At 35.0% G+C, this 11,984-nt stretch carries 6 protein-coding genes; 3 read left to right on the top strand and 3 right to left on the bottom strand.

What is annotated here, in order from left to right; translation table 11 throughout:
* Nucleotides 1-198: 198 nt before the first annotated feature.
* Complete coding sequence (folB, locus tag ERCILAFE3058_RS01540) at nt 199-612, bottom strand: dihydroneopterin aldolase (protein ID WP_157989721.1); 414 nt, start codon at nt 610-612, stop codon at nt 199-201.
* Between the two features lie 695 nt (nt 613-1,307).
* Nucleotides 1,308-2,321 (bottom strand): tRNA (adenosine(37)-N6)-threonylcarbamoyltransferase complex transferase subunit TsaD, encoded by a 1,014-nt coding sequence (tsaD, locus tag ERCILAFE3058_RS01535; RefSeq protein ID WP_157990062.1) that lies wholly within the window; start codon nt 2,319-2,321, stop codon nt 1,308-1,310.
* A gap of 360 nt (nt 2,322-2,681) precedes the next feature.
* Between tsaD and rpsU the strand changes: the two genes are divergently transcribed.
* The 3 genes from rpsU to rpoD all read left to right on the top strand — a co-directional run bounded on the left by rpsU (nt 2,682) and on the right by rpoD (nt 6,903).
* Nucleotides 2,682-2,897 (top strand): 30S ribosomal protein S21, encoded by a 216-nt coding sequence (gene rpsU, locus ERCILAFE3058_RS01530; protein WP_157988459.1) that lies wholly within the window; start codon nt 2,682-2,684, stop codon nt 2,895-2,897.
* A gap of 156 nt (nt 2,898-3,053) precedes the next feature.
* Complete coding sequence (gene dnaG / locus ERCILAFE3058_RS01525) at nt 3,054-4,802, top strand: DNA primase (protein WP_157989720.1); 1,749 nt, start codon at nt 3,054-3,056, stop codon at nt 4,800-4,802.
* A 262-nt stretch (nt 4,803-5,064) separates the two neighbouring features.
* Nucleotides 5,065-6,903, top strand: coding sequence for an RNA polymerase sigma factor RpoD (gene rpoD, locus ERCILAFE3058_RS01520; RefSeq protein ID WP_157989719.1), 1,839 nt, complete (start codon nt 5,065-5,067; stop codon nt 6,901-6,903).
* Between the two features lie 355 nt (nt 6,904-7,258).
* Here the strand turns inward: rpoD and lon are convergent, their stop codons facing one another.
* The gene (gene lon, locus ERCILAFE3058_RS01515; protein WP_157989718.1) at nt 7,259-9,604 is read right to left on the bottom strand and encodes an endopeptidase La; all 2,346 of its coding nucleotides are present in this window, start codon (nt 9,602-9,604) and stop codon (nt 7,259-7,261) included.
* Nucleotides 9,605-11,984 lie beyond the last annotated feature (2,380 nt).

Raw genomic sequence — 11,984 nt, 5'->3', positions numbered from 1 at the left:
GAAAAAAGATACTTTACACACTATTTTATCTCACCATACCATGCATATGGTGATTGTACTGGTGATATAAAAAAGAAAAAATATACTGTACCCGCGCTGATACTACAACTACACACTGTGCTTCCTTGCTCATCTTACTTTTATGATCTACCTATTTAAGACTAACAATATTGAATTGTAGAAGATTATATCTTCTTATTACCCTCTATAATCATGATTGCCATCATTAGCATTGCATTTGACGCACCGCATTGATTGCAGGAGATCGCCTCGTTCAATCATTACACCCACTTGTTGAGTTTGCGGCACTGCATTTGGTTTACTCACTTTTACCCGAACCCATAAAGAAGAAAATTGATTCAGAAGACAGGCTGCAACCTCCTCTGCTACACGTTCAATTAAATTAAAGTGCCTTCGACTAACGAGGGATATAATTGCCTCTACTATCTCAGTGTAATTTAAACAATATTGAATATCATCACTCGCAGAGGCAGCACGCTGATCCTGTGCTATTTCAATATCTAATAATAATTTTTGTGGAAACTTTTTCTCCCAATTATAAATACCAATAGTTGTAATAATAGTTAATTGATTAATAAATAGAGTATCCATGTTATATCTCTGTGATTTTTGCAGGCTCCATAAACACTATATCATATGTTTTTATCTATTGAAGCCAATCAGTGCGACATTTATTTTCCAATATTTCTGATGCAGTATAAGTATACTCATACTTGTTATCAATCTATACCGACACACGAATAACTTTTGCTTAGACATATAACGTTGTTATCTTTGTGTGTATACAAAAAATTGAAATATATTTATCGGAATTTTGAAATTTAGATAACAATTAGAATGCAACTCTAACAATATGTAAAATATGATACAAATGTACATATATGGTGAGTAAAAATACTATCAGGATTCATGTATACTGCTTTCTCTTTAAGTAAAATGTTTTGCAGTAATTTTTTAATCAAATAAAGAGATGCATCAAAAATCCTCTACTTTCCATAACATGCACATAATCTAACATTCGTAAAATACGGCTTCTGATTCTAAAATCATTGTTGTATTTCAATATCTAAGTATCGTGTAAATTTACATGAGAGTCATTCGGATCTATGTGTGTAATGTTATTACGCTCTACCACAAAAATCTCCATTTTTCGCACTTTTTCTCCTCTATCTAATATAATAGAATATGATAAAAAATAATCTATGATGAAAGCGCACAGTAGGTAGATATTGCATACTGCTATTTTAATATATCATAAATCAATAGATACAGATTTATTCTTTACCTTATAGCGTATTTAACTCGGATAGAGGCCACCGTGGACGCACTGTAATGCTCAGTGGATTATCTCCGTTTAGTTGAAGGCGCATCATGCCTGTATAGGCAATCATCGCTCCATTATCAGTGCAAAACTCAGGACGAGCATAAAATACCTTGCCATCTCTTTGTATCATTAAGTCTTTTAGTTTCCTGCGTAGCAAACAGTTAGACCCAACACCTCCTGCGAGTACTAAAGATTTAAAACCACTATAATTTAAAGCACGTCTACACTTAATAACCAATGTATCTACTACTGCATCCTCAAAAGCACGAGCAATATCTGCACGGATTTGTAAAGTATTATGATTATTATAAATTGTATTTGCTGCAAAAGTTTTGAGTCCAGAAAAACTAAAATCGAACCCGGGACGGTCAGTCATAGGACGTGGAAACCTAAAGCGCTCTCTTAGCCCTTTTTTAGCTAGTGCAGATAATGCTGGGCCACCAGGATAACTCAGTCCTAGTAGTTTAGCAGTTTTATCGAATGCTTCACCTGCTGCGTCATCAAGCGACTCACCCATTAAGGTATATGCACCAATGCCAGTAGCACTAATCAATTGAGTATGTCCACCTGATACTAGTAAAGCCACAAATGGAAAATTTGGCGGATCATCTTCTAGCATTGGTGACAGAAGATGCCCTTCCATATGATTAATAGCAACTGAAGGAATGTTTAGAGAGAAAGCGAGAGAGCGTCCAATGCAGGAGCCTACTAATAAAGATCCCACGAGACCGGGACCTGCTGTATAAGCTATTGCATTAATATCCTGCATCCTTAGCTGAGATTCTTGTAGTGCGGCTTCAATTAGCAGCACTGTTTTTTGCATATGGCTCCGTGAAGCTAACTCGGGAACCACTCCACCATAGTGAGCATGGGTTGTGATCTGACTATGCAATTGATTGGAAAGTAAGCCTGCAGTAGAATCATAAATGGCCACACCAGTTTCGTCACAGGATGTTTCAATACCAAGAACACGCATCGATAAAACCTCATTTGACAAAATTTTATAAAACATAAAAATCGTGTGTTTTATAAAAAGAGAAATAAAGTTTAGTATACAAAAATTATGAATACAATAATGTAAAAATAATGAAGCGTTACGAGATCTAGTGATACTAATATTAAGCATGCTAGTTATTGCAGTGATTTTATTTTATGATAACTGCAATCCATGTAGAGAATAACGATCTACTGATTTTTATAGTATAAAGTAGACTGATCTATTTTGATCTCATGATATAGTACTATACAATCTATACTCTTTTAGAGTAAAATTAAAAATTTTTTTAAAATTGCCGAAAGGCTAACATAAAAACAAATGCCTTAACGAGAGGATTGCATGCCAGTAATTAAAGTACGTGAAAATGAACCATTTGATGTAGCACTACGTCGCTTTAAGCGTTCATGTGAGAAAGCGGGTGTTTTAGCTGAAGTGCGTCGTCGTGAATTTTATGAAAAACCCACCACTGAACGTAAGCGTGCTAAAGCATCTGCTGTTAAGCGCCACGCAAAGAAATTAGTACGAGAAAATGCACGCCGCACTCGCCTATACTAGGTATATCAAGTTGTGTTCTCGATAGGAAGAATACACGCACCTATTTATCCGGCCGTGCTTCTACAGGAAAGCACGGCTTATTTTGTTAGGGATGTATATACAATGACAGAGCTATTATAATTTAAATACTCAGATTACCGATAGTAAGAGGATGGTATGACACAACGTATTCCATTGGTATTCATTAAAGAATTAATCGGACGTACGGATATCGTAAACCTCATAAACATACGTCTTAAATTAACAAAGAAAGGTAACAATTATCATACATGGTGTCCTTTTCATAAAGAAAAAACTCCTTCTTTCACTGTAAATAATGAGAAGCAATTCTATCACTGCTTTGGTTGCGGTGCTCATGGAAACGCTATTGATTTTCTCATGAATTATGATCATTTAACATTTATTGAAAGCATTAAAGAACTCGCTAGTTTATATTGTCTAGAAATACCACATCAAGACAAGAATAGTTCCATTCTTTTCCAGTATCCTCAGCGTAATCTTCTATATAAATTTATGAACGACTTGTGTATTTTTTATCGGCAATGTCTAACACAAAAAGAAGCCTTTATGGCCAATGATTATCTTTTAAAACGCGGAGTTAGTAGGGAGATTATTGAGCGTTTTTCTATTGGATTTGCTCCACCTGGATGGGATAATCTGTTGAAAAATTTCGGACTTCGTTCGACTTATCGCAAACTCTTAATCGATTCTGGCATGGTAATTACAAATCACAATGGATATAGTTATGATCGATTTCGCGCACGAATTATGTTTCCTATTCATGATCAATATGGACATGTGCTTGGATTTGGCGGACGCATGCTAAACAATGCAGTTCCAAAATACCTTAATTCACCGGAAACAGCCATTTTTCACAAAGGGTCTCAACTATACGGTTTGCATGAAGTGCTAAAAATCAATGCTCAACCTTCTAAATTATTACTTGTAGAAGGTTATATGGATGTTCTAGCATTAAATCAGTTTGGAGTAGATTATTCTGTAGCATCTCTTGGTACTGCTACAACAGCTAAACACATTCAGTTGCTATTTCGCCTAACTAAACAAGTCATTTTCTGCTATGATGGCGATCATGCGGGTCGAACTGCTGCATGGCGTACATTAGAAACCGCTTTACCTTATATACATGATGGTTATCAGATAAATTTTATGTTTCTTCCGGAGACTGAAGACCCTGATACCATGGTACGTCAAGAAGGAAAAGAAGCATTTCACATCCGTATCAAAAACGCTATGCCTCTCTCAGTGTTTCTCCTTAAAACACTTATGCTGCAAGTAGATCTGTGTTGTGCGGAGGGCCGAGCCAAACTAAGTGCTTTGGCGTTACCCCTTATTCGTCGCGTACCTGGTGAAATGTTACGCATGTACTTATGTCATGAACTAGGTAATAAATTAGGCATACTAGATGAAGGGCAATTTAATAAATTTTTATTACAAAAAACGAATCATCAAGAAACATTCAATCATACAGCAGTAAAAAATACTACTATGCGTATACTAATTGGACTGTTAGTTCAAAATCCTTTTCTAGCTCATATACTCCCACCACTCAATGAATGTGAAATGTTTGAAGAACCCGGTTTCTCACTGTTTAGTAATCTAGTTAATACCTCAATTAAACATCATTCTTTAACCACTGGACAGTTACTAGAGTTATACCGTGGTACAAAATTTAGCAAACACCTTGAAAGATTAGCAATATGGAACCACATGATTGTAGATGATAAAATACAAACAATGTTTCTCGATGCATTTTCTAATCTCTGCGTCTGTAATAAAGAGCGCAAACTAGAACATCTAATTGCTCTGGAACGTATTAAGGGTCTAAGCAATCAAGAACGACGCACAATATGGACATTGAGCAAAGCTATTAAATATCATAAATAACACATTTTTTGGAGGACATAGATTTATTTACCAATATAAAAGATTTTATATTGGTAAAAGTTAATGATATACAGTCAGTGCTAAGAATAATACATATAATTATTATAAGATAAAAACTCTACTATCTTATGCAGTATACGTATTCGCTGATATTGATAGTTTTTATCACAGGCTATAAAATTAATCGCAAGACCCTAATACTTTACTCTTGGCTATATATGTCCAAGACCCATCTAATTTTAAGAAGTGTGGATACTGTCTTATGGATCAAAACCCACAGTCACAACTGAAGTTGCTAGTTACACGTGGTAAGGAGCAGGGCTATCTAACCTATGCTGAGATAAATGATAATCTACCAGATGATATCATAGACTCTGATCAAATAGAAGACATCATCCAAATGATTAATAATATGGGTATTCAGGTTGTAGAAGAAGCGCCTGATGCTGATGATTTAATGCTCAACGAAAATAGCGGTGATACTGATGAGGATGCTGTTGAAGCAGCTGCTCAGGTGTTATCTAGTGTCGAATCTGAAATAGGGCGTACAACTGATCCAGTTCGTATGTACATGCGTGAGATGGGTACAGTAGAGCTCTTAACCCGTGAAGGCGAAATCGATATTGCTAAGCGTATTGAAGATGGTATTAATCAGGTGCAATGCTCAGTTGCTGAGTATCCTGAAGCAATTACGTATCTTTTGGAGCAATATGAGCGAGTACAATTAGACGCAGCTCGTTTATCTGATTTAATAACTGGTTTTGTAGATCCTTATGCAGAAGAGGAGATTACACCTACTGCCACTCACATTGGTTCGGATATACCCTCAGAAGAACATGAGGAAGATGAAGATGAAGATGCTGAAGAAAATAATGAAGAAGATGAACACAGTATTGATTCTGAATTGGCGCATGAAAAATTCAGCGCCTTAAGAAAACAATATGAAATTACTCGGACTGTTATTAAATCTAGAAGCCGTAACCACGCTAACGCTCTTGTGGAAATCCAAAATTTATCTGATGTATTTAAACAATTTAGACTTGTTCCTAAACAATTTGAATTACTCGTAGACAATATGCGTATCATGATGGATCGGGTTAGAGTACAAGAACGTCTTATTATGAAGCTATGCGTGGAATGGTGTAAAATGCCAAAAAAAATCTTTATAAGTTTATTTAGCGGTAATGAAACAAACATAGACTGGTTTTACACTGCGATTACAATGAATAAAAGATGGTCAGAGAAACTCAAAGATGTTAAACATGATGTAGAACTCAGTCTGCAAAAACTTCAAAAAATTGAAGAGGAAACTGGTCTTACTATTGAGCAAGTCAAGGATATTAATCGTCGAATGTCTATCGGTGAATCACAAGCACGCCGTGCAAAAAAAGAGATGGTTGAAGCAAATCTTAGGCTTGTCATTTCTATTGCTAAAAAATACACTAATCGTGGTCTACAATTTCTAGACCTGATTCAAGAGGGAAACATTGGTTTAATGAAAGCAGTAGATAAATTTGAATATCGACGTGGTTATAAATTTTCAACTTATGCAACTTGGTGGATTCGCCAGGCTATTACTCGCTCGATTGCTGATCAAGCACGTACCATTCGTATCCCAGTACACATGATTGAGACAATTAATAAGCTTAATCGTATTTCACGGCAAATATTACAAGAGATAGGTCGTGAACCAACACCCGAAGAACTATCTGAGCGTATGTTTATCCCAGAAGATAAAATACGTAAAGTCATGAAAATTGCTAAAGAACCGATCTCTATGGAAACCCCTGTCGGGGATGATGAAGACTCACACCTAGGAGACTTTATTGAAGACACTACTCTAGAGTTACCCTTAGATTCTGCTACTTCTGAAAGCCTTCGTTCGGCTACACACTCGGTACTAGAGGGCTTGACTGCACGCGAAGCAAAAGTTTTACGCATGCGTTTTGGTATTGATATGAATACAGATCATACATTAGAAGAAGTTGGAAAACAATTTGAAGTTACACGAGAGCGAATTCGTCAAATTGAAGCAAAAGCGCTGCGTAAATTGCGTCACCCAAGCCGATCTGAAGTATTGCGTAGTTTTTTAGATGACTAAGTATCTTATAAGCGTCTCTTTGTTAGACGCTCATCTTGATAATAAGTTAGACTCATAATGTTACATCACAATACAATACTCATTTTATATTAGAGATGACTTCTTTAAACAGCGCTTATTTAATATAATATAGATGATATACATAGTTTATTTTAATACTGATTATTTTATATCGTACAGATATAAAAGAAGAGATAATCTGCAATACTCAGTGATATACATGAAGTATGCAATTATATCGTATGCATCTTGTGCCAAAATACATCAGATACTTGTAATAAAATATTTTAACTAATACTCAATATTCACCACATATGGTGAATATTGCTTATAATATTTTTATATATCGATTGACCTATATAGATACAGGAGGGGGTATTTTAAATTCTAGAGATAAATCGAGCACCTCTTCGATGCATTTTACAGCATCAATATTCAAACCAGCTATAACATTTTCCGGTATTTCTTCCAGATCACGTTTATTGTCATCAGGTATTAAAACTGTTTTAATACCCCCTCTTCTTGCTGCTAAGAGTTTATCTTTGAGGCCGCCGATGGGTAAAACTTGACCACACAAGGTGATCTCACCAGTCATGGCAACATTAGCACGCACTGGATTGCCAGTTAAACAAGAAACTAGTGCAGTGCACATAGCAATGCCTGCGCTTGGACCATCTTTTGGTGTGGCACCTTCAGGAACATGGACATGAATATCTCGTGTTTCATAGAAATCGCTCTTAATACCTAATTTCTCTGCTCGAGCACGTACAACAGTTAATGCAGCCTGAATAGATTCCTGCATGACTTCACCTAGCGATCCGGTATATGTTAGTTTACCTTTACCTGGAACACAAGCTGTTTCAATATTTAATAAATCACCACCAAAATGTGTCCATGCAAGACCAGTGACCTGACCTATATGATTTTTATTGTCCACGCATCCATATTTATACTGCTTGACGCCAAGATACTCTTTTAAGTTATCCGCATGAATGATGATTTGTTTTATTGTTTTGTCCATAAGCAAGCGCTTCACCGCTTTGCGGCACAGTTTTGATAACTCACGATCCAGACTCCGTACACCAGCTTCATGCGTATAATAACGAATAATACTAATCAACGCACTTTCGTGAACAATTAATTCATTTTCTTGCAAGGCATTACGCTTAATTTGTTTTGATAATAAATATCTTTTAGCAATATTTAGTTTTTCATCTTCTGTGTAACCAGAAAGCCGAATAACCTCCATACGATCTAGTAGCGCTGCTGGAATATTTGTCGAATTAGATGTAGCAAGAAACATGACATCGGAAAGATCATAATCCACTTCTAGATAATGGTCATTAAAAGCCATGTTGTGTTCTGGATCTAGTACTTCCAAAAGAGCTGCAGCAGGATCTCCCCGCATGTCATATGACATTTTATCAATCTCATCTAATAAAAATAATGGATTTTTAACGCCCACTTTAGCCATTTTTTGAATTAATTTTCCTGGCATAGAACCAATATAAGTTCGACGATGGCCACGGATTTCTGCTTCATCACGTACACCACCTAACGCCATACGTATATACTTTCTACCGGTAGCTTTAGCTATAGATTGCCCTAATGAAGTCTTACCGACACCAGGTGGCCCCATCAGACAAAGAATAGGTCCTTTTATTTTACTAACCCGGCTTTGTACAGCTAAGTATTCAAGTATTCTGTCTTTAACAAGTTTTAAACCAAAGTGATCAGTATCTAGTATTTCTTGTGCTTTTTGTAAATCTTTTTTCATTTTACTTCGTGCATACCAAGGAACCTGAACCATCCATTCAATGTACCCTCGTACGACAGCAGATTCTGCTGACATAGGTGACATCATTTTTAACTTGTGTAATTCAGATTCCGTTTTTTTCCGTGCCGCTTTCGGCATTCTAGATATCTCAATTTTGCGTTTTAATGCCTCATTTTCATCTGGGACATTATCCATCTCACCAAGCTCTTTTTGAATAGCTTTCATCTGTTCATTTAAGTAATACTCACGCTGACTCTTTTCCATTTGTTTTTTAACGCGAGTACGAATACGTTTTTCAACCTGTAGTAATTCTATTCCTGATTCCATCATAGCCATTAAATATTCTAAACGTTTACTGACATCTGACATCTCAAGGACTAACTGTTTATCTGATAATGTTAATGGCATATGTGCAGCTATTGTATCAGCAAGACGTGCGGCATCATCAATATTATTAATAGACGTTAAAATTTCAGGAGGAATTTTTTTATTAAGTTTAATATATCCTTCAAACTGATTAATGGTAGCACTAATTAAAACTGCCTGTTCTTTTTCTTCTATTGTAGGTGACGTTAGATATTGAGCTTTAGCTGTACAGTAATGACCATTATCGGACAATGTCGTAATATGTACACGTTGTAATCCTTCAACTAATACTTTAACAGTACCATCTGGTAACTTCAACATTTGTAAGACAGAGGAAACAGTTCCAACTAAGAAAAGGTCCTGAATACTAGGTTCATCCGTTGAGGCCTCTCGTTGAGCAACAAGAATAATCTTGTTATCGTAATCAATAGCAGCTTCTAAGCAGCGAATGGATTTCTCACGACCTACAAATAACGGAATTACCATATGCGGATACACCACCACGTCCCGTAACGGTAACACAGGGATTTCAATATATTCAGCACACTCAGAATTCATAAAACTCTCTCTTAGTTTAATTTAAGCCTAACTTCATGAGACCGTATAATCTTGCAATATGTACGGTGTGAGTAACTCGTAATTCTGTAATATATACATATTCATATGTATCATATAGATTGAATAAATCAATAAAAATCTGATATACGAACCACTAGTAGTACTATTATTCGGTATCATACAACAGCCTGTACACTGATAAATTAATCTGATCAAATATCATCGTGTATTACTATACTCGTATTTCGATACTATATTATCAATTCTTTTACTTATTAAGATTAACTTATATTCTCTCTATAAAAACACAAAAACTCAAGTACACAAGATTATTATTCCTCTGCATTGAGGTGTCGATATTAATCATATTGAAAGTGTATCGTCCAATCCTTCTAAATAATCATCCGTTATTATGATCTGAAATTTATATCATCACTGAATGTCAGTACAAAACAATCTAATATAGACATGATGATCATCAATCTCTATCTCGTACAAAAAATACGATTTTCTATACCTGCACTATACTATAAGTTAGTATTGCACTGGTATGTATTTAACGGATACGTATGCCTACACCGTACATACGAATGTAAATAAATAAACATTTTTCTTCATAATCATTTATGAAGATCTATAGATGATGATCTATATATGAGGGTTGTGGATATTTTAATGCGTACAATCAATATTCTATCATATGAAATTACTCGCATGACGAGATAATGTATAATGCAGTGTTAATATCAATATAACAGGTCTCACGCTTTCATGTAGTTACATATGAAGATTATATTTTTATATGTACTATAGACTTATAGTGCTATCTATGCTAGATATATGGTACTAAAATACAGCCAATTATACCCGATTGTACATATGATTCTATCATCTATAATCCTAGCATGTTTGGCATATGTGGCATGAAAATATCTTTTTTCCTTACAATAACCGCATTATTTAGTGTTGTATTAGCGATTATGAACGCCTTTTCTCCTTATGACCCCTGCCAGTGTACAATTATGATTTTATCATAAGTAATAAATTGATGTACTCTAATACATAGTATCACAATTGTAAGATTTGCCATCTTTATAAAACTATAGCTATATAACTATTTTTATTAGAAGTTAAGGTATTTATATATTGTATACTTGCCATTCTTGAATAAAAAACTATGTTGTAATAGACGGCTAGTACGGCAAAATATATATAAAGCTTCCTTGAGCATAGATCAATAGTTTACATGCGTTATATTTATACTATCCGCTTATCTATAGGCCTAATCATCAAGAAGATAGGATCAATAGTGGAGGATATTTCAGGCTCGATATCAATTACTCCGGCCTTTAATGTAGCTATCTCGTACATGTTCGCTTACCGTACAAAATTTTAGGTAACATACAAGTAGTGATTCTGTTTATCTAGTAATGAACAGAAGTATCCATAATGAGAAAACTACACCCATCATCATAGCTAATGGCGCCTCTTTTCTACCACTCTGTATAGCACTCAATTAGTTATAGATAATACATCACTATATCACTCAATAGTTTCAACTAAAATCACGTGGTAAAAGTGTACCACTACTACTATGTGAGTATTGATGTCCACCAACAGAAGAAGATGAACATCTTCTTAATATTCAAGCATGAAAAATAAAAAAGATATACTGAAAAAGAAGTCGACTAGGGCTGATTTTTCACGCACGCATAATATACTGTGCAAGTACAATAATTTCATACGTGCAGTGATATAATGATGTTTTTGGCGTTAGAGCAGCGGATGAGTTGCATTGATCGATGAAAGTGACGCGACATTATGTTAAATAGATGATATCTTTAAAGTGCGCACCCATCAAGCAGCTCTAGCTATTGATATGCAAACATCGCCATAACACTATACAAAATTCTCATATATTCATCAATTGATAGATCTGAAAAACACACTATTCTATAGAAGAACCAATGACCTCTCTCGTAAAAATCTATCTAAGAGTTTCCACATTTGATATTATCAATAGATATAATACTAGGCTAACAAACACCGCTTAATCAGCTAAATTAAATAAAAAAAGAAATTCTATTCTAAAACACAACCAATTAACTACTACTGTTTTGACTCAACTGATTCTCTGGATCATCTTAGCATCTTGCATAAATGTTTTTTTTCTTCTTTACTACAGAGAACTATATTATTTATAGTATAGATCATTATTTTCCATCACTACTTCATATAGAAAAAACAATGTGGAAATAATTTTTAGAAGTACTAATATGAGATCCAAAAGTACTTCAGGAATCCATTGATTTATTCTCGACTCTAGATCTATAGACAACTTCTTAGCCCTCCATGATCATCTCTCTGGCAATTACTCTCA

Origin of the sequence: Candidatus Erwinia haradaeae (assembly GCF_900698955.1) — a bacterium.
Classification (GTDB): Bacteria; Pseudomonadota; Gammaproteobacteria; order Enterobacterales; family Enterobacteriaceae; genus Erwinia_E; species Erwinia_E haradaeae_G.
This window is presented reverse-complemented; position numbering and strand designations above follow the sequence as displayed.